The following is a 24,070-nucleotide window of genomic DNA, read 5'->3' as shown; positions in this document are numbered from 1 at the left end:
AGTAAATTGTCAGATTCAGTGACCAGCGCCGAATAACCAGGGAGCGGTTTTGCGACGGCTGTCTTCATAGGATTTGATCAGGTCCGCATCCTCCAGCGTGACACCGATGTCGTCCAGCCCGTTCAGCAGGCAATGGCGACGAAAATCGTCCACGTCGAACCCGAAGGATTCACCGGAGGGCGTGGTTACCGTCTTTGCCTCAAGATCCACCGCCAGCTGATAACCCTCTTCGACTTCAGCTTCACGGAATAACTGATCAACCACTTTTACATCAAGAACAATGGGTAACAAGCCATTCTTGAAGCAATTATTGTAGAAGATGTCGGCAAAACTCGGCGCGATGATCACCCGAAAGCCGTAATCGTCCAGGGCCCAGGGGGCGTGCTCCCGGCTGGAACCACATCCGAAATTGCTACGGGCCAGCAGCACACTGGCGTTCTTGTAGCGGTCCTGATTCAGTACAAAATCCGGATTCACCGGACGCTGGGAGCAATCCTGATCAGGTTTGCCCTCATCCAGGTAGCGCAGCTCATCAAACAGGTTCGGGCCGAATCCGGTGCGCTTGATGGACTTCAGAAATTGCTTGGGAATGATCATGTCCGTGTCCACGTTGGAACGGTCCATGGGAGCAACGAGGCCCCGGTGTTGCGTAAAAGCGCGCATGGTTCTCTCCTGTGGCTCAGTGGGTCAGTTCACGAACATCAACAAAATGGCCGGATACCGCGGCGGCTGCCGCCATAGCGGGGCTGACCAGATGGGTGCGACCGCCAAAGCCCTGACGACCTTCGAAGTTGCGATTTGAGGTGGACGCGCAATGCTCGCCCTGCCCCAGCTTGTCGGCGTTCATGGCCAGACACATGGAGCAGCCCGGGTCACGCCACTCCAGACCCGCTTCGATAAAGATCCTGTCGAGCCCTTCCTGTTCTGCCTGAGCCTTGACCAGCCCGGAACCCGGCACCACCATCGCCTGCTTCAGCGATGGGGACACTTTACGACCTTTCACCACGGCGGCTGCCTCACGGAGATCTTCGATACGGCTGTTGGTGCAGGATCCAATAAACACCCGATCCAGCTTGATATCGGTGATCGCCTGATTGGGCGCCAGGCCCATGTATTTCAGGGCACGAACGATGCCCTCGCGCTTGATCGGATCGGTTTCTTTCGCCGGGTCGGGCACATGGCCGTCAATGCCGGCGACCATTTCCGGAGACGTACCCCAGCTGACCTGTGGCTGGATATCGGCACCGTTCAGTTCGACCACTTTGTCGAACGCGGCGTCGTCATCGCTGTGCAGCGTGCGCCAGTAATCAACGGCGGCATCCCAGGCTTCCCCTGTGGGTGAGAACGGACGATCCCTGACATACGCGATGGTGGTGTCATCCACGGCCACCATGCCAACCCGCGCTCCCGCCTCAATGGACATGTTGCAGATAGTCATGCGGCCTTCCATGCTCAGGCCCTGGATGGCTTCACCACCAAACTCGATGGCATAGCCGGTTCCGCCAGCGGTACCGATTTTGCCGATAATGGCCAGCACCACGTCCTTGCCGGTGACGCCGGCGCCAAGCTTGCCGGACACTTTTACCAGCATGTTCTTCATTTTCTGCTGCACCAGACACTGGGTAGCCAGAACGTGTTCTACTTCGCTGGTGCCAATGCCGTGGGCCAGACACCCGAAGGCGCCGTGAGTCGAGGTGTGGGAGTCGCCGCAGACAATGCTCATACCCGGCAGTGTCGCGCCCTGCTCCGGCCCGATCACGTGAACGATGCCCTGGCGCTGATCCAGAATCTTGAATTCAAGAATGCCGAATTCGTCGCAGTTCCTGTCCAGTGTTTCCACCTGAATACGGGACACCGGGTCGACAATGCCGTCGATGCCCCGGGCGCGGTCAGTGGTGGGCACGTTGTGATCCGGTGTGGCGAGATTGGCATCAAGACGCCACGGTTTACGACCCGCAATGCGCAAACCCTCGAAGGCCTGGGGCGACGTTACTTCGTGAAGCAGTTGCCGGTCGATGTAGATCAGCGCCGAGCCGTCATCACGCTGTTTGACGAGATGGTCGTTCCACAATTTGTCGTATAAGGTCTTGCCCGCCATGATTTTCTCTCACTCTCTGGGGGTTGCTGTGTACCGCGTATCTGGGAACAGTTTACCGCCTTTGCATGAATAACCTCAATTCATGTTTTTTATTCTTTGCATTCCTTTTTGGCATACCTTATTTTGGGATCACAGCACTGCCTGACCAACCACGCAGAGCATCACCGGAGCGGAGCCATGGATGCCAACTTACTCAAAGCGTTCCTGACCATCGTCGATCAGGGTTCATTCTCCGAGGCTGCCGAGATCCTGCACCTGACCCAGCCTGCAATTTCCAAGCGCCTGGCAACCCTGGAAAACCAGTTGAGCTCGCCGCTGATAGACCGCAGCCACCGCCAGATCCGCCTGACAAGCGCGGGTGCCCGCTTGTTGCCCCACGCCCGCAAAATTCTGGACGAGATTCATAACGCCCGGGTGGCGCTGTCGCCAGACTCTGCAACGGTCGAGGGGGAACTGCACATCATCGCCAGTCACCATATCGGGCTTCACCACTTGCCTAACTGGTTACGGCGCTTCACCCGTGACTTTCCCGGGGTATCGCTAAGCCTGCAGTTCATGGAGTCCGACGCGGCCTACGAGCAGATGCGCAAGCGTAACGCGGAGCTTGCTTTTGTCACTCTGAGTGACAGCATGCCGGGCCATTACTCGGTGTATGAACAGTGGTCGGATCCGATGGCGTTTGTTGCGGGTCCGGAGCATGCCCTGGCTGACCTTGACGCACCCAGGCTCGCTGACCTGGCCAGGCATTCGGCGTTGCTGCCTGATACCACAACGGCCACTTACCGGGTGGTCAGCCGCTTGTTTCTGGAAGCCAACCTGCCTCTGCACCCGCAGATGCCCACCAATTACCTTGAGACCATCAAGATGATGACCAGCGTGGGCCTGGGCTGGAGCGTGCTGCCACTGAGCATGGTGGACGAGAGCGTGCGACGGCTGGATCTCGGCTTTCCGGTCACGCGGGTGTTGGGCGCCGTCGGGTTGTCGGGACGCCAGCTTTCGGGTGCCGCGCGGGCCCTTATTGAGGTTGTGCGGGCACAGGAGCACCCGCTTCCATAGCCGTCACGGCGGGCTGGTGTCACCGTCTGACGGCGGTGGCCGCAACCCGCGCCAGGTGATCACGATCGCAACAAGCATGGCGGCCGCGCCGCCCCAGAAGGCTGCTGAGGTGCTGAACCCCTCCACCAGAAAGCCGGACATCCAGGCACCCAGCGCTCCGCCGGCGCCAAACGTCAACCCGCTGTACAGTGCCTGACCCTGGCCGTGGTGATGCTGGCCAAAAAACCCCTGCACATACTGAACCGAAATGGCATGCAACGCGCCGTAGGATGCCGCATGCAACAGCTGGGCAAACACCAGAACAGCAACCACATCGGTGAGCTCAGCGATCAGTACCCAGCGAATCATGGTCAATGTCAGGGCCCCTATGGCGATCTGACGGACCGACAGGCGGCGTGTCAGACGGTGCATGACCAGGAACAGCCCGATCTCCGCCAACACACCCAGCGACCACAGCAGGCCGATCGCCAGCTTGCCGTAGCCGTGCTGCTCAAGATGAATACTGAAGAAGGTGTAGTAGGCCCCGTGGGACACCTGAAGCAGAAAATTCATCAGGAAGAACGCCACCACCGCAGGATGCGTAAGAATGGCTTTCAGGCTTCCCCTCGGCGCCGGGGGTTTGCGCTCACCACGCTCGGACGGCACCAGAAATGCCGAGATCGCAATGCCCGCAAACACCGGCAGCAACAACCAGGGCAACCCCTCAATGGGCATCCACTCCAGAATGCCACCCACCAGTGCAACCGCTCCGATAAATCCGACAGAACCCCAAAGCCTTACCTTGCCATACCGGTCCTTTTGCTTCCCCAGCGCTCTGAGGGTAATAACCTCGTACAGCGGCAGGATGGCATTCCAGAAAAAGGTAAAGGCCAGCATGACCAGCAGCAGGCCATAAAAACCGGGCTCCAGAAACACCCCGGCGAAAAAAAGTGAACCGGTGATCGCTCCGAAACGCACCAATCGAACCCGTTGACCGGTGCGGTCACCAAGCCAGCCCCAGACACTGGGCGCAATAATCTTGGTGAGCTGAATGGTGGCCATCAGGGTGGCAATCTGCAGGTAGGAAAAGCCCTGCCCTTCAAGATAGAGGGACCAGTAAGGAAGGAGCCCTCCGAGGAGGGCAAAGAACCAGAAATAGAGGTTGGAAAGCCGCCAGTGAATAGACAATGGTCTCTCTGCGCCCGTCAGAGCTGGCCGAGTACCGGCGTGGGTACCACGACATCACCGTTCTGACCACGATGCCGAAGGTAATGATCCATCAATACGATGGCCATCATCGCCTCGGCAATCGGCGTCGCCCGGATACCCACACACGGATCGTGGCGCCCGGTGGTGATCACCTCTACCGGATTGCCGTGCACATCAATGCTGCGACCAGGTATCCGCAGGCTCGACGTCGGCTTCAGCGCGATGCTGGCAACGATGGGCTGACCGGAGGAAATACCGCCCAGAACGCCACCCGCGCTGTTCGACAGAAAACCCTCGGGCGTCATCTCATCCCGGTGCTCGGTGCCTTTTTGCTCGATACAGTCGAACCCGGCTCCGATCTCCACACCCTTGACGGCGTTGATGCTCATCAGGGCGTGGGCGAGATCGGCATCAAGGCGATCAAAAATCGGTTCACCCAGGCCCGGCGGCACGCCTTCGGCAACCACATTGATGCGGGCTCCGATGGAATCGCCTTCCTTGCGGAGCGCATCCATGTAGGCTTCCATTTCCGGGACCTTGTCCGCGTCCGGGCAAAAGAACGGATTCTGATGCACCTGATCCCAATCAAACTTTTCGGCTTTGATCGGCCCAAGCTGTGACAGATAACCCCGAACCGTAATACCCAGGCGCTGCTCTAAAAACTTTCTGGCCACCGCGCCTGCGGCCACCCGCATTGCCGTTTCCCGGGCCGAGGAGCGGCCGCCACCCCGGTAGTCACGAACGCCATACTTGTGGGCGTAGGTGTAATCGGCGTGAGCCGGACGGAACTGCTCGGAGATTTTCGAATAGTCCTTGGAGCGTTGATCGGTATTCTCGATCACCAGGCCGATAGGCGTGCCCGTGGTTTTACCTTCGAACACCCCGGAAAGAATCCTGACCTCATCCGCCTCGCGGCGTTGCGTGGTGTGACGGGAGGTGCCGGGCTTGCGGCGGTCGAGATCCCGCTGCATATCGGCTTCGGAAAGCTCCAGGCCCGGAGGGCAGCCATCAATGATGCAACCCAGCGCGGCCCCGTGGCTCTCACCAAAAGAGGTAACCGTAAACAATTTTCCGAATGTGTTTCCCGACATGATTCAGTATCTTATCCAGGTTTTATAAAAAGATTCTCAGGAATTGCTCTGCCATTGACGCAGCTCATCCCCGTAGATCAGGAAGACCCCGTCACCACCGTTTTCAAATTCCAGCCAGGTAAACGGCAAATCCGGGTACGCCTGCTCAAAGGCTACCCAGCTATTGCCCACCTCAACGATCAACAGGCCGCCCGGGTTCAGATGGTCCGCGGCATGGGCAATGATCCGGTGAGCAATATCCAGACCGTCGCTGCCCGCTGCAAGACCCAGTTCCGGCTCATGACGGTACTCGGCCGGCATGCTGGCAAGATCCGCGGCGTCGACATAGGGCGGATTGCTCAAGATAACATCGTACCGACCTTCAACGCCGTCGAAGACGTCCGTTTTTACCGTGCGGACCCGATCCTGGAGACCATGAAACTCGATGTTGCTGGCGGCCACGTCCAGTGCATCCGTTGAAATATCCGCCAGGTCCACCTCCGCCTCGTCAAAAACGGTTGCGGCACCAATGCCGATACAGCCACTGCCAGTGCACAGATCCAGCACACGCTGCACCGGCGCCTCACCCAACCAGGGCTGCAAACCGCGCTCGATCAGCTCACCGATGGGAGACCGTGGCACCAGAACCCGTTCGTCCACGTGAAAGGGCATGCCCATGAACCAGGCCTCACCCAGCAGATAGGCCATGGGCACCCGCTCTTCGATACGCCGCTGCATACGACGGAGGATCAACTCCCGCTCTGCCAGTATCAGCCGGGCGTCCAGAAACAGCGTGTTGTTTTCCAGCGGCAGGTTCAGTGTGCGCATCACCAGCTGAACGGCTTCATCCCAGACGTTATCGGTGCCATGGCCGAAATACAGAGGCGATGCGGAAAACGTCGTGGAAACATACCGAAGGTAATCCCGCACGGTGTAAAGCTCGTCAATGGGGTTGGTCACAATGTTCGGGTTCCTGCCAAAGTGCGTGAGTGCAAAAGTGGCCGGTATTATACGCAGTTTGTTCGCCACACTGCAGCCCCACCGGCTGAGTCAGAGTGCCAACGGTCCCGAGCTGGTGCGGCTCTCCTCGTAACGATCCAGCGCTGCCGCCATGCGCTCGCGGCCGAGCTGAATCAGTTCCGGCGCTTTATGATAGTCGTAGGCACGGCAGGCGTTTTTCGGAACGTTAACCAGCAGATCCGGGGGATAACCCGCGATCTTGTATTGCACCAGGGCGCTCTGCATGGTTTCGATGGTGAGGTTCATCACATCAAACTTGCCAATGCCCAGCTTGTCCCAGTCAATCGTTTCATGGGCCTGCTCGGCCTCTTCCGCTGCCTTGCTGACGGCCACACTGTGTTTGTCATGCTGGCGTTTCTCGGACTGATTTTTCTCCACCGCCTTGCTGATTTTGTCCTCAGCGCTGTCGTCGCTGGGCAGACCGCTCTTCTTGCCGGTGAGGGTCTTCAAGGCATCCCAGTCAAACCAGCGTGACGCTTTGTCTCGCAATACGTCGACCCATTCATCCGCGTCACCGGCGTCACCGAAGGCGGCATCCGGAATCCGTCTGCGTCGATCATCCTCACCGCTGAGGTTCACAGCAACGACCATATCGGCATGAGAAGAAATGGTGGGAATAATCGGCAATGGGTTCAGCAGCGCACCGTCTACCAGCACACGTCCGTTGAGGACCAGCGGCGTCACTACGCCGGGAATCGCCACTGATGCACGAATCGCCTGATCAAGCGGCCCTTCCTGAAACCAGATTTCCTTGTGCGCCAGCAGGTCGGTTGCCACCGCCGTAAAGGCGATGGGCAAATCCTCTATCCTGGTATCACCCAGCATGTCCCGCACCACGGAGAAAATCTTCTCTCCGCGGATAGCGCCCACTGAATTGAAGGTCACATCCAGCAACCTCAACACATCGAACTGCCCGAGACCAGTGACCCAGTCCTTGTAGTCTTTCATTTTCCCCGACGCGTACATGCCACCGATCAACGCACCCATCGAGCAACCGGAAATAGCAATGATGTCGTAACCCCGCTCCTGCAGGATTTCAATAGCGCCGATATGAGCATAGCCACGCGCCCCGCCGCTACCGAGCGTCAGCGCGACGGTTTTCCCTTTTCCGGGCAATGTGGGCTTGCGCGCCAAACTGGACGCCGCTTCCGCAGCAGACAGGTCCGGGCTCTCCACCATGGCTGAGGCGCCGTCGCTGACTCCGCCTTGCCCGGAATTGCGAGGCCCGGGTGATTGATTGTCGTTTGAGTTACTCACTGGTCTGGCCCCGTGATTACCACGATTTCAATGCGGTCGCCCTGCCGCTCAGGTAATGGAATGATGACCGCAGGTCCGACGTTGATCAGTGTTTGTCGCGCCAGGGACACGCCGGTTTTGTCGAGCACTTGCGACAGCGACTCCAACGCCTCTCCCGCACGCGCCATGGCGTCATCCAGATCTTCATCAGCACCCAGGGTTGCATACCCGGTCAATGTCGCCCTGGCGCCTTTCTCGTCCATCCAGTTGCTCAGCATACGACGGTCGCTGGCGCTCCAGTCAAACCGATAGGTTATACCGCCCTGCCAAGGCACGATGATCGGGCCGCGCACTCGGGCATTGGCGGAATTCAGGCCGGGTATCGCAGCACCCTCACCCGCTTCCAGATGCTCAATCCAGACATATTCACGCTGGTTACCACGGGTAACGGTGTACACCAGGGTCAGCCAGGTCTTACCAGACGGGTCCGTCACTGCCGCAACCAGGTAATCCTGATCGGCGTCACGACCATACAGAGTCGCCTGGTCGAAGATCTGGTTTGCCCACACGTTGCTGCGCCCGCAACTGCGGCCGCTGCACTCAAACAATACCTGAGCCCCTCGGGCCTGAAGCACTCTCTGGTAATGCTCACGGGCCTCTCTCCGGCTGGAGTCCCGGGAGATCTCGTGAAGCTGGCCGACGCCGCGAACCGGAATTCGTGCCATTTTATCGGAACGAATCTGGTTGTTCACTTCTCGCACCGGACTGAACAGGACCAGGTGTCCCGATGACACCACCGGCACTTCCGCCTCAAGAGAAGATTGGGCAAAGGCCTCGGGGATACTTGCAGGATCGGGCTCGACCGCCAATGCAAGTAAAGGAAACAGAAGCAGCACGGCGCCGGCCAGACGGATAGCGATGTTACGAGTCATGGTTAATAAAAGCCCTGATTGCGTGATTGACCGGTTCAACGTCGCCATCAAGATGGCAATGGTGCCCACCGGCGACGGTGATGGTCTCAAGGTGGGGAATGGCGTCCAGGCGGGGTTGCCAGCCTTCACGCTGGGCCAGCAAACCGTGTTCTGCACGAATGAACAAGGCGCGAGTCGTCAGTTTGGCCAGAGAGGCCAGCACCTGGGTTTCTTCCAGCATGATCGGTGACGGATGACGCAGCCTTGGATCCGTGCCCCACACGTAACCACCGTCAACGGCTTTCATGTTTCTGGGGATCAGGGTCATGGCCGCCTCGGTGGAGAGCGGACTCAGACCGCCCTCCCTGGCCTTGCCGGCGGTGCGGGTGTCCGGGTAAACCACCGGTTTTCCGGAGCCGGCCAGCCGCTTTTTGATGGCTTTGCGCAGTTGGGGAATGGTGTCGGCGGATGGCCGGCTGATCGGCCCCAGGCTGTCGATCATCACCAGGCTCCGCACGTGTTCCGGGAACGCGGCGGCATAGAGGACGCAGACTATCCCACCCAGTGAGTGACCAACCAGATCGACCCGACCTTCAGGCCCTTCGGCAAAATGTTGCGCGATCAGCTCTGCGAGGTCGGCGACATAATCCATCAGCAGATAGCTCTGCCCGGACGGGCGATGCCCGGAATGACCATGACCGGCCATGTCGATACCAAATACATTCCGGGATTCAGCCAGGGAAGGTGCCAGTCGGTCAAAGGTCAGACAGTTATCCAGCCAGCCATGAAGCATCAGCACGGGGCAGGCATCTGCCGTGGGGTATTTCGCTGGCCAATGCAGCCCCGCCAGCTCAATATCCTGCAGTGGCCAGGTCACCTCTTCACAAGGCGCAGTGTCAGTGTTTTCGGGATTCAGAGCAGTGTCAGTCATCAAGGGTGGGTAGTGGCTTCCAGTTACATGGTGTGGGTAGGTCGGTCAGAACTCAGCGAACCGGCCAGATAGGATTCTATTTTGGTTCTGGCGGTTTCGTCATCGCCATTGAACTGTACGCCAATACCGGCTGCCCGGTTTCCTTGGGCACCTTTCGGGGTGATCCAGATAACCTTGCCAGCCACCGGAATTTTTTCCGGCTCATCCATCAGGTTCAACAACAGGAACACCTCGTCACCGAGTTGATACTGTTTCTGCGTCGGTATAAACAGCCCGCCCTGCCGGATATAGGGCATATAAGCGGCGTAAAGCACCGCCTTGTCTTTGATAGTGAGGGTCAGAATGCCACTTCGTGCGCCGAAACCGGGCCCCATAATTCACACCTTCTGTCTGGCTATGTATCTGTTTGTTGTTGGGAATTTGTCGAATTCCGCAATATTTCCCAATGATAGCAGCAGTGACTGTAATACGCTCTTTCTGTTGTGCCTCCGCACGGTCAGGCGGGCACGCGCCTCTTGACGGGCATCAGCCCTTGCCAGGCAATCAGAAGGCGCCCGGCCTCCAGCTCAGGATTCACGTTATATACCGCCGCGGAACGGGCTTCATGAATCTGGTCCAGTAACTGATGGGCCCGCCATGGCGGATTGTTTCTGGCAAGGTATCCCAGCATGTCCGCCGCGTCCGAATCCAGGGCGTGTCCGCCGGCGCCCAGCCTCGCCAGATCGGCGGCCCAACGCTCAAAAAGCCATAGCGCCGCATCCAGGCCCAGCGTTTTGAAGGGTTTTGCGGCCTCACCAACAGTCATCTGGCCCTTCATGAAGTGCCGGAAACACTCCAGAGCCTGGTCACGCTGCGCGAGAAAGTCGCTGTTGAGATATTCCAGTGCAAGTCTGGGCGCATTGGCGGCCATGGCCAGGGCTTTGACGCACTCTGCCGCAGCGGGGCGAGAATCTTCCTCCAGTTCCATGACCCGAGACGTCAGCCAGCGGGCCGCGTCGTCTTCCCCGGGAGTGGGAATCAGCATGGACTGACACCGGGAGCGGATGGTAGGCAGCACCGGGCGCCCGCTCTCCTGCAACAGGATCAGCACCACATCAGCCGAGGGCTCTTCCAGCGTTTTGAGCAGGGCGTTGGCCGAGTTGATGTTGAGTTGATCGGCGCGGTCAACAATGGCGATTTTACGGTGGCCGACCTGCGGTGAGGCTACGGCAAAGGACGACAAGGCCCGAATCTGGTCGATCTTGATCATCCGCGATTTTTCCGGTGTGTAAACCCGTATATCAGGATGGGTGCCCGCCGCCACCAGTTCGCATTGCTTGCAGCGACCACAGGGGCGGGCCAGGATGCCTCCACCTTTTTCCGGTTGATCGCAAATCAACAAAGACGCCAGGGCATCGGCGAACAGGCGCTTACCCACACCCCGCTCACCGTTGACCAACAGGGCGTGCGGCAGCCGATTCTCATCAAATCGCTTCTGCAGGCTGGCCCAGGCCTCGTTCAGCCAGGGCATTGATAAACTGTCTATATTCAACCTTCTGACCTTGCTGGCGTTTTTCGTGCTGTATTGGCTTGCCCGGAATCACGCTGAAGCTGCCGGCGCATCGTCGACAGCAAACGCCTCATGGCATTCCGGGAATCACTTTGGGCCACAGATTCGCTGCCATAGTAATGCTTGTTGACCAGCCGGGCAAAAGATCGCGCCGTGTTGCTGGCGGCGGGCCTTGCCGCGCCGATTCGTTGTGCCAGCTGAACGGGCGTCTCCCCCTGCCGCACCGGGATACCGCTGCGCTCGCACAACCGGTGCCACTGACTGATCAGGCGGACCATGGGATCGCGCGACCCGCTGCCACGAACCTGCCAGGCGGACACCAGCCCGGCAATTAATAGCGCCAGCCCGACGATGCCGGCCGTGGCGTAACCCAGTTCCTTGAGCCCCATGCCGCCTGGCAGACGGGACATCAGATCCATCTGTGACTGCCCCTGATAACCTACCACCCAGCGCTGCCACTGGTAGTTGATCCGGTCAACCTGGAGGGAAGCCCACTGCAGGACGGCAATATCACCGTAGCGCTGAGGAGACGCCCATTCATTTTCCAGAAACGACCCTTCATCGGCCACAGCATCCCGCAAGCCCAGCTCAATTCGGTCCGGAGCGATGGCGGCGGTAGGGTCGACCCGCACCCAACCCTGCCCCTGAAGCCATACCTCCACCCATGCATGGGCATCATACTGGCGCACGATCAGATACTCGTCATCGGCACCGGGATCTCCCCCCTGATAACCGACAACCACCCGTGACGGAATTCCGGCGGCACGGAACACGAAGGTGGCGGCGCCGGCATAATGAGCACAGAACCCGCGCTTCTCGTCGAACAGTAAGGTATCGACGCCATCGTTCGGCATGGCCGGCGGGCGCAAGGTGTAAAAGTATTCCTGCTCACGGAACTTTGACATCAGCGCATTGACCACCTCGCGATCACTCGCCGCGGTCGCTCGCAGATCCTCCGCCAAATCGCGGGCGCGGGGGTTCCCCTCTGACGGTAGTTGCAGATAACGCCTGACGTTGTCAGGTTCGGCCGTGTCCGTCCGTGTGACCTCGGCGGCCGCTAATTTCATCCGATAACGGACCGATGAATCTGCCGGCCGGCGGAAGCGGAACAACGAGTCATCAGCGCTGAGCACGTTGTCAGAAACGGCAACAGAGTTTTCCAGTGCGAACGCCCAGGTCTGGTCCGTGGGTTCCAGCAGCACATCGTATTGACCACGCTCCAGCTCACCCGCACCGCCGTCAACAGCAACGCGGCCGGGTCGGCGGAACGGCTCTTCACGGCCTTGGCGCCAGGTTTCTCCATCCAGGTAATCCAGGATCAAGCCGCGCCAGTAACGATCACGGTAGGCCGGGAGCTCCTCCCCGAAGGTGGCGCGAAAGGCACGCTCACTGCTTTGCGCCAGGTTCGATATGTCCCCGGGGCGCATCGTGTCGCTGATGCCGGTGCGCGCCTGTCCAGACACCATCGGGACGCTCCACAGCGGCGCCATGCGTGGAAAGAACACAAACAGGAGAATCACAATGGGCAAGGTTTTCAGGAGCATCATGCCCAAACGGCGCCAACCGGACGCCATGGTGTCAGGGAGATCCGGCGCATTCAGTACCTGCAGGCCTACCAGCAGCAGGCCGACGGCAAAGAGATTAAGCACCGCCCAGTAGATTTGCTGGTGAAACAGGAAATTCACTGTTGCGAGGTACACAAGAATGAAGAACAGAACGTAAAAGTCGCGCCTGGAACGGGTCTCGAGCCACTTGAGTCCGACCGCCAGCACAAAGAACGAGGCCGCCGTATCAACGGTAAAGCGACCCTGGACGGTGCCGACGTAAACCGTGATAACCACCAGCATGATCCCCGTTTTCAACCATTTACCGGGGAGTCGGACACGACCGCTCTGTGCCATATAGCGCCAGCCCGCAAGCACAACACAGGTGACCACCAGCCAGATGGGTAACCGATCCCATTGAGGCACCAGTAACACCGCAAAGCTGGCTATCAACCAGAGCAGCGCCCGCGTCGGCAATGCCGGCGCATTGCCGTGAATTCCGCTGGTGGCAGCCAAGCCTGACAAAGCCATTATCCGGATTCTCCCACTGCAAATTCCTGCGTGGTTCCGGTTTGCCGGGTGCCGAAGGGCGCGGAGGAATCATCCCGCGGCTTTTCAATGCCGAGCACCGCCAGACTTTTCAGGCACCGGGCGACATGCGCCGGTCCGGTATCCGGCTCGATCATCTGTCCTGGCAGGTTCAGGCCAAACGGCGCTCCGCTCCGCCCCCGCTCCAGCACCTGAGCCGTGAGATAACTCAGCCGCAAATCCATGTCCACGCCCGGAAAAGCATGAAAATCCAGCCAATGGGGACTGCCCTGCTCCCCTTCCCAATCTGCAATCACCATCTGCCCGGAACGGGCGTAACGTTTCCAGAGCACACGCTGACTCGGGTCGCCTTCGCGCCACGGGCGCATGTCCGCATGATCGTTACCCTCCACCGAGCGCGCGCTGGACTGGTCGTCACCGTCGGTTACCGTGCTGGGCGCTTCCGGCGCCGGCACCGGCCGCGGGTAGACAATGGCGCAGGACACCGGCCTGACCCACGACCAGGCTTTGAGAAGTCCGAACGGAAACCGGGTCTCGACACGAATACGATCCGGCCGGAAATAACCACGCTGATGACAGGCCAGTGCGATCGTCATGTCGGCGGCCTGCCGGGCGGGGACGTGTTGCTGGTCCAGTGTGTGACCGTCGGAACACAGAGAAATGGCGACCGCATCGTGTTTCCCGGAAACAGCCCGGAAATGAAAAGGTAAAGAATCACCGGCGAACCCCTCCCCGGTCTTCACCAGTGTCAGCTCGAGGCCAGCGAGATTGCGGTGGGTCTGATGCATGGCGGCCACCATGATGGCACCCAGCAGGAACGTCAGCAGATAAATCAGGCTGTTCTGGTAGTTAATGCCGGTAATGAGCATGATCAGCAACAACACACCAAACACCACGCCGGCACCGGTTGGCAGAATAAAAATATTGCGCTGGCTGAATACCTGTTTATCGGTACGGGGAATCCTGCGGTTCACCCACCGCTGCCACCGAACTCGTAATGCCTGAAACATAGAGCATCCTTGAATCGTGTTACCCCTCGCTGACAGGGTTTTCATAACAATACTGACAATACACAGGATGTGATCACATTACCGCCACAAAGCCCTTGAATTTGTGTCGGGCAATCCGAATACTGATTATTAAGGGAGCAGACTGATCGAAGTATCCTCAGAAGCGCCTCATTTTCGTGGATCACAAGCCAAGAGGCTACACCATGACACGCCGAACTTCCCTCTCAATCGCCATCATCAGCACAGCCGGTGCCGCGCTGTTCAGCAGCAGTCTGCTGGCCGGTGTTCAGACCATGACCTCTGACGAAATGGTCGAGACCTACGTCAAGGATTCTGCCGTGATCGTGGTGCCCAAGGATCAGCGTAAAAGCGAGGCTGATCGCCAGCGCATCATTCGGTCGTTGACCATCTCACCCGGCGAGCCGGTCCTGACGGAAGCCGAGGAGGAAGCCTACCGGGAGGCAATGCAACGTTACCAGGACGAGGGCACGTCGGATGCGCTGGAAAGCGCAGAGGAAGAATTCCTGCGCCGTGCACTGCTGCTACCCCAGGAAGAATTGGCCCGGGCGCGCCCACCGGCAGACTTCACACCCCCGATTCAGCCGATCATTTTTGGCCAGCAGGCGCAGATCCCCGACGAGCCGTTCACCCAAACATTCCTGAACGATCAACTCGGTGTCGGGTTTGATGGCCAGAATCTGAACTTTTCCATAGGTAACCCTCCTGGGATTGACCGGATCGAAGTCCCGCAGGCCATTAACGAAGGGCCCGTGACCCTGACGCCGCGGCCCGGCGGCGGATTTGATCTGTCCATTGCGGTCCCGGATCGTTAACTGGGCACTTTACTTTAACGGGACGCAAAAAAACGGCACTGGAAAGTGCCGTTTTTTATGCCTGGACGGTACTCATCCAGAAACAAAAACGCCCCGCCTAAGCGGGGCGTTCAACACCATAGGTGTCAGGTCAGCTTAGTGACCGTAAACAGCCAGCTTGGTGTCGGTGATCGCCAGGTTGTCGATGGCGAACGAACCGATGGAAGTTCCACCGATTTCAACAGCACCGATGGACATGTCCATGTAGACGTTGTTCACGTCGATACGCAGCACGTCGGTGGCAGTTGATGCGCCCAGACCAGCACCCTTGTAGACGTCCAAGTTCACGTTAGCGAAACCAGCTAGAACCTGTGCTTCCTTGGAAGTCGGATCCAAACCGAATTCGCCGTCAGCATCAGCTGTCATTACCGAGCCATCACCATCGTAGTCGAAGTTACCGCCTGCACCGGAGATGGTCATGTCACGCACGCCGATACCCAGGAATTCAACGTCGAAATCCATATCCTGCACGTCAAATGCAGCTACGATGTTAAGGTGGTCAGTAGCGGTATCCACACGGATATCCAGTTGAGCAAGGTTACCGTAGCCGCTCATGTTAGAGATCAGCGTGGTGCTGTCTGAACCGGTAGTACCAGCCAGAAGCTCCATGGACCCAACCTTCAAACCCCAGTCGATCGGATTACCATCGAGAGTCGCTACGTGAATTACAGCGTCGCCGTCGTCTGCAACATCGATGTCAATTTTCAGCTGGTCCAGCAGGTCATTGTAACCCGCAGCTGCACCGTCAGTAGTTACACCGGCACCACCAAGGATGATGTCGTTGACCGCGAACGAGCCTTCGTCAGTGTACTTGAACTGTCCGATGCTGACTTTGGTTTCGAGCTCAATGGTCACACCGGCCTGACCGGTAATGTTGCCCATTGCGCTGTCATCCATGGCTTTCAGGTCAGCGTGAGCTGCAAAAGGAGCAGCGGCTACAGCCGTTGCGAGTGCGATTTTCTTCAGGCCTTTCATATTTATCTCCTTATAAACTCATGTTGTTATTATCTGAGTTTGTATTTTTCGTGGAGTCCCTTACCCCACGAGGCCATTTAAGATTGTTTTACAGTCCTAGTCCGTGACTGCATTCACACTTCTTAACGCATTGCTTACAACCTGAAACAAACGGGATTCACATCTCATCTTCAGATTTGATTCGTGGGCGCCTGCCCTCGATCGTCATAGAACATCTCAAAGGGCTTTTCTTTTGTAACAGATTGAGAATAAAAAACTTTTCCATCTTCGATGGTGTAGGGGATGATCTTGTTCCCGGCAATACCGAGCCGGTGCTCATGTTCGATAACCAAAGCCTCAGCTTTCTCGCCCTCTTTAACCTTGCCGGTGTACAGAATGACGGCAGCGTTGATCTTACCTCGTCGGGCGATAGACTTCAGCGCGGCCCGATACATCAGAATTCGCACACTTGCGGGCGTCTGGCCGGTCTGGCCGTCAATGTTGATCCGCTTGATGGTCTCGCCATCGTTCAGCAGCATCCAGGCGGCTGGCATAGTGCTATCGTTTTCCTGCAATCCTACTGTGTACTCTTGCGTCGCCTTTTCCGTCAACCTGACCAGCTGTTCCTGCCCGACAATTGCGTATCGTGCCAATTCCTCACTGGAAAGCTTGCCATCTGACAGAACACTGTTTTTAGGTATTTGCACTTCGATCTGTTCCTCCTCAGCGGCAACTGATAGGGGCAGAAAATTCACAGCGGCGAGTGCAACACCGAAAATGAAACGATTCATCTTTTGCATGACAGGTGTCCTTTTTATTTTGATCTGATTTCCACATTTGAAACCTATAACTCGGGTAAAATACCTTGGCGTATCAACCCACCGATCTGAGCAGAACATACTGCTTTATTATTAGATCAGTGCGGCTTTACGCCTCACAATGCCCGTTTTGTGGCCTGTGTATCATCTTCTATATTTCACGGGGAAATTTTGAGCCTATCTGTTTCCAGACTACTTACCCGAGAGGAGTACCAGAGACTTCAGGCGCAAGCGTCTGGGGCACCGGATTTCGCCTACATAGGCAGTACCGGTGAGGGAAATGCACGGGGTCTGCTTTGTGGCTTCTCCGCCCTTGCCTGCGAATCCATAACGGTCAACAGCAAATCGTCGGACCGGGCCAGATTGTCCGGACTCGCCGACGAGATGGAACAGGTGGTCGAAAAATACGCACTCGACTCGTCAATAGCGGCGGACTTTCTGAGCGGTGGCTGGATCGGTTTCCTGAGCTACGAACTCGGTTATGTCAGAGAAAAACGCCTGGCGCCCCTGTGCCCGAATGTCGATACTCCCCTCTTGCATGCGGGCTTCTATCTCTGGACTGCCAGCCACAACCGCACAAGTGGGACGTATTATCTGTGGATTCACCCGGCATGTGAGCAACGTACCCTTGAAACGCTGGCTCGCTGGTTGCAGTCCGATCTTGCCCCAGGGCCCGCCGACTGGACAATGATCCGGCCTTTTGCCCCGCGGCAATCCGCACGGGACTACCGCGATAGCGTCAGCGCCATTCGTGACTACATCAGCGCAGGTGACTGCTATCAGGTGAACCTGTCCCAGGAATTCAGCGGAGAGTTCCGCGGCAACCCCTGGCACGCGTTCCAGGCGCTGGCCGCTGAAAACCCGACACCCTACAGCGCGTTTATCCGGGCCGGCGGGCAGAGCATTCTGTCGGTGTCTCCGGAGCGGTTTCTGGAAATTCGCGGCAAAACGATCCTGACCAGCCCCATCAAGGGCACCCGACCACGCGGCGATACGTCCGCACAGGACGTGGCCTACTCGAACGAACTGCAGGCATCGGAGAAAGACCGCGCCGAGAATCTGATGATTGTGGATCTGTTGCGGAATGATCTGGGCGTCAGCGCCGAGGCAGGCAGCGTGTCCGTGGACGCCCTGTTTTCACTGGAGTCTTACCGCAACGTTCATCACCTGGTGAGTCACATCCGTGCCACGCTTCGGGAAGACGTGTCGCCGATGCAAGCATTGATCGATGCGTTTCCCGGAGGGTCGATCACCGGTGCCCCGAAGATCCGCGCGATGGAGATCATCCGTGAGCTGGAGCCGCACTGGCGCGGGCCGTACTGCGGATCGGTATTTTACCGGGGATTGAACGGCATACTGGACAGCAACATCGCCATTCGTACGCTGCTGTGTGACGACGCGGGTACCATCCGATGCTGGGGAGGCGGAGGGGTGGTCGCGGATTCCGATCCGCAGGCTGAGTATGAGGAGACGCTGACCAAAGTGCGTCCCCTCATGGCTTTTCTGGAGCACTTCAACACCTGAGACCGATCAGGTCTCGCTGTGCACCGCACTTGCTTTCAGAAACTCCTGCCTGAGTTCCTCAAACGTATGCACCGCCGGAAACTGCGGGAATTCATCGATCACGTTCTGCGGTGCGTGGAACAGAATGCCCGCTTCAGCCTGACCCAGCATGGTGGTGTCGTTGTAGGAATCACCGGCCGCAATGACCCGGTAATTGAGCAGCTGGAACGCCCGCACCGACTGGCGCTTCGGGTCCCGCTGACGCAAGAGGTAATTGGTGATCTGCCCATTCTCCGCCACTTCCAGCTTATGGCACAGCAGCGCCGGATAGCCCAGCTTCTTCATCAGCGGCATGGCAAACTCGTAGAAGGTGTCTGACAGAATGACCACCTGAAACCGCTCTCGCAGCCAGTCGAGGAATTCCCTGGCACCGGGCAGCGGGTCCAGCTCTCCGATCACTTCCTGAATCTGTGGCAGGCCATAACCATGCTCGTCCAACAGGCGAAGACGCTGTCTCATCAGCACGTCGTAGTCGGGAATGTCGCGGGTGGTTGCCCTCAGTTCCTCAATGCCGGTTTTTTCTGCAAACGCGATCCAGATTTCCGGGATCAGTACGCCTTCGAGGTCAAGACACGCGAGTTCCACAGTGTTCTCCTGCTAATCAAGTCAGTAGTTACAGCGCCGATGAGCAGCGCGGCGGGTAATCGGCACGTATGATAAGAAAATACGCCGCCGAATGCATCGTGCATCTTGCCCGCTATAAGGTTATACAACCAGATTCCTTCAGGCCAGCAGCGGTTAATGGTAGATTTATCACACATTTATCACGGACAACCCTTTTCATGACTGATATTGCATCGTTACAACAGGAACTGGACGGCCAAAGCCCGCGCGCCATCCTGAAAGCGGCCCTGGCCAGATTCGATAACATTGCGATCTCGTTCAGTGGTGCCGAGGACGTAGCACTGATTGAAATGGCCCACAAGCTGACAGACAACCTGCAGGTTTTCACTCTCGACACCGGTCGGCTGCATCCGGAAACCTACGAGTTTGTCGAGAAAGTGCGTCAGCATTACGGCATTGAGATAGAGGTGCTGTTTCCGGATGCCACGGAGGTACAGGAGCTGGTGAACGGTAAGGGGCTGTTCAGCTTCTATAAAGATGGCCACGGTGAGTGCTGTGGCATCCGCAAGGTCAATCCGCTGAGGCGCAAGCTGGCCACGGTGGATGCCTGGATCACTGGCCAGCGTAAGGACCAGAGCCCGGGTACCCGCAACGAGGTGCCGGTGGCGCAGATCGACAGCGCCTTTTCCAGCGATACCCATCAGTTGATCAAATTCAACCCACTCGCTGACTGGACCTCAAAAGAAGTCTGGGATTACATCCGGATGTCTGAGGTTCCCTACAATGCCCTGCACGAAAAGGGGTTTGTCAGCATTGGTTGCCAGCCCTGCACCCGGCCAATCTTGCCGGGCCAGCATGAGCGGGAAGGACGCTGGTGGTGGGAAGAGGCCACACAGAAAGAGTGTGGCCTGCACGCAGGTAACCTGATCGCGAGTGACAATCAGTAAGTCGGCAGATTCACGTCCTTGAACAGCTCTTCGATTTCTGAGCGACTGCCCTGATGCGCGACCGCCTCATCGACACTGTCCTTGGTGAGATGAGGCGCGAAGCGCTGAATAAAGTCGTACATATAACCCCGCAGGAAGGTGCCCTTGCGGAATCCGATGCGGGTTACACTGGGACGGAACAGCTTGCGGGCATCCAGCGCGACCAGATCGGTATCCACTTTTTCATCAAAGGCCATGCTGGCGATGATGCCAACACCCAGGCCCAGGCGGACGTAAGTTTTGATGACATCGGCGTCCGCCGCCGTAAACACCACTTTCGGGGTCAGTCCCTGTGACTGAAACGCCTCATCCAGCTTTGAGCGGCCGGTAAACCCGAACACATAGGTCACCAACGGGTATTTGGCGAGTTCCGGCAGCGTCAACTCGGAGAGCGCTGCCAGCGGGTGATTCCGCGGCACGATAACGCTGCGATTCCACCGGTAGCACGGCATCATGATCAGGTCGTTGAACAGCTCCATGGCTTCTGTGGCAATGGCAAAATCTACTGCGCCATTAGCCGCCATCTCCGAAATCTGCATGGGTGTGCCCTGGTGCATGTGCAGAGATACGTCAGGGTAGGCTTCGATGAACCCGCTGATCACCGGTGGCAGCGCATAGCGGGCCTGGGTGTGCGTGGTGGCAATACTCAGATCGCCCTTCCGCTGATTGCTGAATTCCTGAGCAATCTTCTTGATACCCTCGACCCGTCGGAGAATCTCTCCGGCCTCTCGAATGATGATCTCACCCCCGGGCGTAATGCGGGTGAGGTGCTTGCCGCTGCGCGCAAATACCTCAAGACCCAGTTCGTCCTCGAGCAAACGGATCTGTTTGGAGATCCCCGGCTGTGAAGTGAAAAGGCTCTGGGCGGTTGCCGATACATTGAGATCGTGGTGTGCCACTTCCCAGATATAGCGCAACTGTTGTAATTTCATCGACCCTGTCGCTCCCCTGAACGCCCGCAAATGTCGGGCCGCTTGTGCTCTGTTCCTGCGGCCCTGCCGTAAGGAACAGAATACGTATAACAATAATATTTTTCATTCTTTTTGAGTATACAAAACCTATCTCAGTCAGTTTAGACCAAAAATCGAATAACGCCGCATCGCTAATGACGTTTTTGCAGCTCTCTCCCTTGACTTCAGTGTGACAAAGCACACAATCCGGTATCGACACTTCAAGCGCATTCAGGGAAAAGATGCTTCTCACCACCAAGTTCCTCAGACCCACCTCAGACCCCCGCGCCGTAAGGCGCGAGCGGTTATACGGTCTGTTGCAACCGGGAGCTCCCAAGCGTCTCAACCTTGTGGTCGCGCCGGCCGGTTTTGGCAAAACCACCCTGGCCAGCCAGTGGTGCGCTCAACTCGGGTCTTCTACCGCCTGGCTGTCCCTCGATGAGCATGACAACGAACCCAGGCGTTTTTGGCAATACATGACCGGTGCCTTCGAACACAGCGGACTGGCAGGCATGGACACCTGTCGTCAACAACTCAGTCACTGCTCGCTTCAAGAACTTGAGGGCCCGATCACGGCCCTGATCAACGCCCTGTCCAGCGACGGTGCCAACTGGTCACTGGTTCTGGATGACTTCCATTTCATCCGAAACCCCGAAATCCAGCGCCAGCTGGCGTATTTCGTGGATTACCTCCCGCCCGGGGTCACCCTGACTCTCACCTCGCGAACCGAAGCCTCCCTGCCGCTCGCGCGTTGGCGGGTCCGACGCTGGATTGAAGACGTGCACCCTGCTCTGCTCGCCTTCTCCGAGGACGAGTGCCGACGTTTCTTCCGGGAGACGATGGAGATGGAGGTGTCCGAACATGACATCCGTCATATTCTTCAAAAGACCGAGGGCTGGGTGGCTGCCATGCAGCTCTCCGCGCTGACAGGCGCGACGGATGCCAGCGGCTCGCCCACCGCCTCCGCCATCTCTGTGGATGTCGACGAGCGCAGCATTAACGATTACGTGCTTACCGAGGTGCTGGAGCAGCAGCCACAGGCAATCCGGGATTTTCTGACCAGCACCGCCTGCTGTCCGCGCTTGTGCGCATCGCTGTGTGATCGCGTACGCGACACATCAAACAGTCAGACGATGCTTGAGCAGTTGCTGCGCCAGAACCTGTTCCTGATCCCTCTGGACACCCGAAATCACTGGTTCCGATACCATGACCTGTTCCGGGATGCCCTGCTGAAAAGGGCGTGGGCGCGCGATCCGGAATCGGCCCGCCTACATTGGCAGCGGGCCGTGCAGTGGCTGATGACCCACGATCACGTTCAGGAGGGCATAGCCCAGATCGTTCGGCAACAGGACTGGACCTGGCTGGCACAGGTTCTTGCTGAACACGGCAACAACCTGATTCATGGCGGGTATCACCTGCCCGTGCTGCAATGGCTGGATGCCTTACCCGTGGCTACCGTGGACGACAGCCCCCAATTGCAGATGCTGCGAATCTGGTCGCTGTTCTTTGCCAACCGGGTGGACGTGTTGGAACCCTTGTTGTCAGACCTGGAAGACATGCTCGACCGCCGGGTGGCGGACTCCCACCCGGATGCGGAGGGTGCGCTGGGCCTGCAGAGTGAAATCTCACTGATTCGCTCCTACCTGGCGCGCACCCGTAGTGACGAAAAAAGCGCGTCAGATCTTACCCAACAGGTGCTTCGGGATATCGACCACACCCGTATTCCGCTGAAATCGGTAACCTACTACGGTGTGGGTCTCGATTATTACGACAAGGGGGATCTGGCATCGGCCCAGGAAGCGCTTCGTTCAGCGGTAAGATACGGCGAGCTCGAACGCAAACCCAGCACAGTCCTCTCCAGTGGCGGATTGCTGGCGTGGATCCAGTACAACCGCGGAGATATCGATGAGGCGCTGGAAACCTGCACATCGGTTCGCCGCTGGGTCGACCAGCATTATTCTGATCCGTCCCAGCCCAGGCTGATATCCTGCTGGCAGAACAGCGCACTGACCGAGATCTACCGGGAGCGCAACGAACCCGAGCTGGCGGCATCGCACCTTGCGCCGCTGCTGGACCACGTCACCAACGGCACCGAGCCTGGCCAGCATGTCATCATTCAGTATGTTCGCGGCCACCTGGCATTCAGCGAGGGGCGCCATGAGGACGCCATATCGGCCCTCGAGGATGCAGTATCGGTGGCTCGGCGACGCCGCGATCACATCGTGTTCGAGCCACCGGCGTGTTCGGCCCTCTTGTCTCGCTGTTACCTTGCCTCGGGGCACCCTGAACAGGCCATGCAATGGGTTGATTCGGTGAAAGGCGAGGCGTTTTCCAACCCCCTTAATTTCGAGCAGAACCAGATCAGCACCGCCCGAGTTCTCGTGGCGTCACACCGCGCTGACGAGGCAATTGCACTGCTCACCCCGATGCGCGCAGGCGCAGAGAGGGATCAGCATTTCCGTCATCTGGTGGAAATCCTTACCGTGCATGCGGAGGCCCTGTACTGCGCAAACAGGACAGAGGAAGCGGATGAGATACTGACACTGGCTGTAAAGAAAGGGGCGCAGGCGGGCTTCATGCGGATCTTTGCCGAGGAAAGTGCGGCCATTCGCCAGCGATTGCTGGACCTCCCGGCGCTGCATGCGCCGTCAAGTTGGAACGGCCGTGTGCTCGACATGCTCCGGAATCTGGACCCGGTTGCCCCTGAACGGGCCGAAGTCGCAGAACAACCCCCGCACGTAAAGCCGCCCGAATCAGGCAATGACGCCCTTGCCGAACCCCTGAGCCAACGGGAATTAGAAGTTCTCGAATTGATTAACCAGGGGCTTGCCAACAAGGAGATTGCCACGCGGATGACTGTCGCCCCGGCGACGGTAAAGGCTCACATCCGCAATCTGTACGGCAAACTTGGGGTCAGTCGCCGCACGGAGGCACTGGCAAGAGCGCGGGAACTGGGATTGCTGGATTGACGCCGTCATCTGGCGGCATCACGTTGTGATGCACGTCACAGTTTTCCCGGAGTAATCCGCCCCACTACGCCCTTTGGACGATCCGGGTACGCCCCGCCTTCTTCTATGATGATCCCCATGGTGAGGCGAGCCCTCACCGGGAATTCTGAAACTTCAGGCCTTCAGACTTCTTGTTCCGCGTTGTTTCGACGCCCGGGTTCTAAACGAACCCCCTTTGACAAGAGCCGCTCCT

21 protein-coding genes are annotated in these 24,070 nt (G+C 58.1%); 5 read left to right on the top strand and 16 right to left on the bottom strand.

The genetic code is table 11. From position 1 onward, the window contains the following. Nucleotides 1–15: 15 nt before the first annotated feature. Both leuD and leuC read right to left on the bottom strand, forming a co-directional pair. Nucleotides 16–663 carry a 3-isopropylmalate dehydratase small subunit gene (leuD, locus tag MLC70_RS01050; RefSeq protein WP_248181113.1) on the bottom strand — a complete coding sequence of 216 codons (648 nt, stop codon included), beginning with the start codon at nt 661–663 and terminating at the stop codon, nt 16–18. 16 nt (nt 664–679) lie between these two features. Continuing rightward, complete coding sequence (gene leuC, locus MLC70_RS01045) at nt 680–2,098, bottom strand: 3-isopropylmalate dehydratase large subunit (RefSeq protein ID WP_248181112.1); 1,419 nt, start codon at nt 2,096–2,098, stop codon at nt 680–682. A 177-nt stretch (nt 2,099–2,275) separates the two neighbouring features. Between leuC and MLC70_RS01040 the strand changes: the two genes are divergently transcribed. Continuing rightward, the gene (locus MLC70_RS01040; RefSeq protein WP_248181111.1) at nt 2,276–3,154 is read left to right on the top strand and encodes a LysR family transcriptional regulator; all 879 of its coding nucleotides are present in this window, start codon (nt 2,276–2,278) and stop codon (nt 3,152–3,154) included. A gap of 3 nt (nt 3,155–3,157) precedes the next feature. Here MLC70_RS01040 and MLC70_RS01035 read toward each other — a convergent pair whose 3' ends face one another. The 10 genes from MLC70_RS01035 to MLC70_RS00990 all read right to left on the bottom strand — a co-directional run bounded on the left by MLC70_RS01035 (nt 3,158) and on the right by MLC70_RS00990 (nt 14,162). After that, complete coding sequence (locus MLC70_RS01035; RefSeq protein WP_248181110.1) at nt 3,158–4,321, bottom strand: MFS transporter; 1,164 nt, start codon at nt 4,319–4,321, stop codon at nt 3,158–3,160. 17 nt (nt 4,322–4,338) lie between these two features. Beyond that, on the bottom strand, nt 4,339–5,433 hold the full coding sequence (gene aroC / locus MLC70_RS01030; protein WP_248181109.1) for a chorismate synthase: 1,095 nt from the start codon (nt 5,431–5,433) through the stop codon (nt 4,339–4,341). Nucleotides 5,434–5,469: 36 nt separating this feature from the next. Next, entirely contained in the window at nt 5,470–6,372 is a 903-nt protein-coding gene (gene prmB, locus MLC70_RS01025; protein WP_248181108.1) for a 50S ribosomal protein L3 N(5)-glutamine methyltransferase, read from the bottom strand. Between the two features lie 90 nt (nt 6,373–6,462). After that, nucleotides 6,463–7,689, bottom strand: coding sequence for a patatin-like phospholipase family protein (locus MLC70_RS01020; RefSeq protein ID WP_427902079.1), 1,227 nt, complete (start codon nt 7,687–7,689; stop codon nt 6,463–6,465). After that, complete coding sequence (locus MLC70_RS01015; RefSeq protein WP_248181107.1) at nt 7,686–8,600, bottom strand: DUF4892 domain-containing protein; 915 nt, start codon at nt 8,598–8,600, stop codon at nt 7,686–7,688. Before MLC70_RS01015 ends, MLC70_RS01020 begins: the two co-directional genes overlap by 4 nt. Then, entirely contained in the window at nt 8,590–9,510 is a 921-nt protein-coding gene (locus tag MLC70_RS01010; RefSeq protein ID WP_248181297.1) for an alpha/beta fold hydrolase, read from the bottom strand. The genes MLC70_RS01015 and MLC70_RS01010 overlap by 11 nt, the downstream gene beginning before the upstream one ends. Nucleotides 9,511–9,533: 23 nt before the next feature. Next, nucleotides 9,534–9,884: a PilZ domain-containing protein gene (locus tag MLC70_RS01005; protein ID WP_008171779.1), complete on the bottom strand. Its 351-nt coding sequence runs from the start codon at nt 9,882–9,884 to the stop codon at nt 9,534–9,536. Nucleotides 9,885–10,006: 122 nt separating this feature from the next. After that, nucleotides 10,007–11,020, bottom strand: coding sequence for a DNA polymerase III subunit delta' (gene holB, locus MLC70_RS01000; RefSeq protein ID WP_248181106.1), 1,014 nt, complete (start codon nt 11,018–11,020; stop codon nt 10,007–10,009). Between the two features lie 17 nt (nt 11,021–11,037). Then, a complete protein-coding gene (locus tag MLC70_RS00995; protein WP_248181105.1) occupies nt 11,038–13,134 on the bottom strand; it encodes a transglutaminase TgpA family protein in 2,097 nt (698 codons plus the stop codon). Next, complete coding sequence (locus MLC70_RS00990; protein WP_248181104.1) at nt 13,134–14,162, bottom strand: DUF58 domain-containing protein; 1,029 nt, start codon at nt 14,160–14,162, stop codon at nt 13,134–13,136. Before MLC70_RS00990 ends, MLC70_RS00995 begins: the two co-directional genes overlap by 1 nt. Before the next feature lie 203 nt (nt 14,163–14,365). Between MLC70_RS00990 and MLC70_RS00985 the strand changes: the two genes are divergently transcribed. Next, nucleotides 14,366–14,995, top strand: coding sequence for a hypothetical protein (locus MLC70_RS00985; protein ID WP_248181103.1), 630 nt, complete (start codon nt 14,366–14,368; stop codon nt 14,993–14,995). 135 nt (nt 14,996–15,130) lie between these two features. Here the strand turns inward: MLC70_RS00985 and MLC70_RS00980 are convergent, their stop codons facing one another. Both MLC70_RS00980 and MLC70_RS00975 read right to left on the bottom strand, forming a co-directional pair. Then, a complete protein-coding gene (locus MLC70_RS00980; protein WP_248181102.1) occupies nt 15,131–16,009 on the bottom strand; it encodes a DUF6160 family protein in 879 nt (292 codons plus the stop codon). A gap of 170 nt (nt 16,010–16,179) precedes the next feature. Further along, complete coding sequence (locus MLC70_RS00975) at nt 16,180–16,788, bottom strand: hypothetical protein (RefSeq protein WP_248181101.1); 609 nt, start codon at nt 16,786–16,788, stop codon at nt 16,180–16,182. Nucleotides 16,789–16,977: 189 nt separating this feature from the next. Between MLC70_RS00975 and pabB the strand changes: the two genes are divergently transcribed. Next, the gene (gene pabB, locus MLC70_RS00970) at nt 16,978–18,330 is read left to right on the top strand and encodes an aminodeoxychorismate synthase component I (RefSeq protein ID WP_248181100.1); all 1,353 of its coding nucleotides are present in this window, start codon (nt 16,978–16,980) and stop codon (nt 18,328–18,330) included. 6 nt (nt 18,331–18,336) lie between these two features. Here pabB and thrH read toward each other — a convergent pair whose 3' ends face one another. Further along, nucleotides 18,337–18,954 carry a bifunctional phosphoserine phosphatase/homoserine phosphotransferase ThrH gene (thrH, locus tag MLC70_RS00965; protein ID WP_248181099.1) on the bottom strand — a complete coding sequence of 206 codons (618 nt, stop codon included), beginning with the start codon at nt 18,952–18,954 and terminating at the stop codon, nt 18,337–18,339. Nucleotides 18,955–19,151: 197 nt separating this feature from the next. On the opposite strand from thrH, the gene MLC70_RS00960 reads away from it, so the two are divergent. After that, nucleotides 19,152–19,880: a phosphoadenylyl-sulfate reductase gene (locus tag MLC70_RS00960; protein ID WP_248181098.1), complete on the top strand. Its 729-nt coding sequence runs from the start codon at nt 19,152–19,154 to the stop codon at nt 19,878–19,880. Here MLC70_RS00960 and cysB read toward each other — a convergent pair. Next, nucleotides 19,874–20,851, bottom strand: coding sequence for an HTH-type transcriptional regulator CysB (gene cysB, locus MLC70_RS00955; protein ID WP_248181097.1), 978 nt, complete (start codon nt 20,849–20,851; stop codon nt 19,874–19,876). The genes MLC70_RS00960 and cysB overlap by 7 nt on opposite strands. A 260-nt stretch (nt 20,852–21,111) precedes the next feature. Here cysB and MLC70_RS00950 point away from each other — a divergent pair, with 260 nt between their 5' ends. Further along, on the top strand, nt 21,112–23,838 hold the full coding sequence (locus tag MLC70_RS00950; protein WP_248181096.1) for a winged helix-turn-helix domain-containing protein: 2,727 nt from the start codon (nt 21,112–21,114) through the stop codon (nt 23,836–23,838). The last annotated feature ends 232 nt before the right edge of the window (nt 23,839–24,070 follow it).

Origin of the sequence: Marinobacter goseongensis (assembly GCF_023156235.1) — a bacterium.
GTDB classification, from domain to species: Bacteria; Pseudomonadota; Gammaproteobacteria; order Pseudomonadales; family Oleiphilaceae; genus Marinobacter; species Marinobacter goseongensis.
This window is presented reverse-complemented; position numbering and strand designations above follow the sequence as displayed.

What these genes read in the sequence shown, in the direction of transcription:
- leuD (WP_248181113.1), bottom strand. Translation starts at nt 663, where the DNA reads ATGCGCGCTTTTACGCAACACCGGGGCCTCGTTGCTCCCATGGACCGT.
- leuC (WP_248181112.1), bottom strand. Translation starts at nt 2,098, where the DNA reads ATGGCGGGCAAGACCTTATACGACAAATTGTGGAACGACCATCTCGTC.
- MLC70_RS01040 (WP_248181111.1), top strand. Translation starts at nt 2,276, where the DNA reads ATGGATGCCAACTTACTCAAAGCGTTCCTGACCATCGTCGATCAGGGT.
- aroC (WP_248181109.1), bottom strand. Translation starts at nt 5,433, where the DNA reads ATGTCGGGAAACACATTCGGAAAATTGTTTACGGTTACCTCTTTTGGT.
- MLC70_RS01015 (WP_248181107.1), bottom strand. Translation starts at nt 8,600, where the DNA reads ATGACTCGTAACATCGCTATCCGTCTGGCCGGCGCCGTGCTGCTTCTG.
- MLC70_RS01010 (WP_248181297.1), bottom strand. Translation starts at nt 9,510, where the DNA reads ATGACTGACACTGCTCTGAATCCCGAAAACACTGACACTGCGCCTTGT.
- MLC70_RS01005 (WP_008171779.1), bottom strand. Translation starts at nt 9,884, where the DNA reads ATGGGGCCCGGTTTCGGCGCACGAAGTGGCATTCTGACCCTCACTATC.
- holB (WP_248181106.1), bottom strand. Translation starts at nt 11,020, where the DNA reads ATGCCCTGGCTGAACGAGGCCTGGGCCAGCCTGCAGAAGCGATTTGAT.
- MLC70_RS00995 (WP_248181105.1), bottom strand. Translation starts at nt 13,134, where the DNA reads ATGGCTTTGTCAGGCTTGGCTGCCACCAGCGGAATTCACGGCAATGCG.
- MLC70_RS00990 (WP_248181104.1), bottom strand. Translation starts at nt 14,162, where the DNA reads ATGTTTCAGGCATTACGAGTTCGGTGGCAGCGGTGGGTGAACCGCAGG.
- MLC70_RS00985 (WP_248181103.1), top strand. Translation starts at nt 14,366, where the DNA reads ATGACACGCCGAACTTCCCTCTCAATCGCCATCATCAGCACAGCCGGT.
- MLC70_RS00980 (WP_248181102.1), bottom strand. Translation starts at nt 16,009, where the DNA reads ATGAAAGGCCTGAAGAAAATCGCACTCGCAACGGCTGTAGCCGCTGCT.
- MLC70_RS00975 (WP_248181101.1), bottom strand. Translation starts at nt 16,788, where the DNA reads ATGCAAAAGATGAATCGTTTCATTTTCGGTGTTGCACTCGCCGCTGTG.
- MLC70_RS00960 (WP_248181098.1), top strand. Translation starts at nt 19,152, where the DNA reads ATGACTGATATTGCATCGTTACAACAGGAACTGGACGGCCAAAGCCCG.
- cysB (WP_248181097.1), bottom strand. Translation starts at nt 20,851, where the DNA reads ATGAAATTACAACAGTTGCGCTATATCTGGGAAGTGGCACACCACGAT.
- MLC70_RS00950 (WP_248181096.1), top strand. Translation starts at nt 21,112, where the DNA reads ATGCTTCTCACCACCAAGTTCCTCAGACCCACCTCAGACCCCCGCGCC.